The sequence below is a fragment of the Flagellimonas sp. S3867 genome (assembly GCF_014698935.1).
Taxonomy (GTDB): Bacteria; Bacteroidota; Bacteroidia; order Flavobacteriales; family Flavobacteriaceae; genus Flagellimonas.
The window spans coordinates 1-381 of the sequence record NZ_JACVMN010000019.1 but is presented as its reverse complement, the minus strand read 5'-3'; the positions used below and the strand labels follow the sequence as shown (position 1 = coordinate 381).

The window sequence follows — 381 nt, the reverse complement described above, 5'->3', positions numbered from 1 at the left end:
CAGGTCCCTGTATTCCTTGTGGCCCCGCCGGTCCTATTGCTCCGTCAGCGCCATCAGCACCCGCTGGTCCCTGTGGTCCGACTGCTCCGTCAGCGCCATCTGCACCTGCGGGCCCTGTCAATCCTATTGGCCCTTGAGGCCCGGTTGCCCCGTCAGCGCCATCTGCACCGGCAGGTCCCTGTATTCCTTGTGGCCCCGCCGGTCCTATTGCCCCGTCAGCGCCATCTGTTCCGTTTGTTCCGTCCGCACCCGCCGGTCCCTGAGGTCCGGTTGCACCATCTGCACCTGCGGGCCCTGTCAATCCTATTGGTCCCTGAGGTCCTATTGGTCCGACTGCGCCATCAGCCCCGTCAGCGCCATCTGTTCCGTTTGTTCCATCAG

At 64.3% G+C, this 381-nt stretch carries 1 pseudogene; it reads right to left on the bottom strand.

Annotated elements, in window-relative coordinates:
- Positions 1 to 381: pseudogene (locus IAG46_RS17585) on the bottom strand (collagen-like protein); the annotation flags it as partial.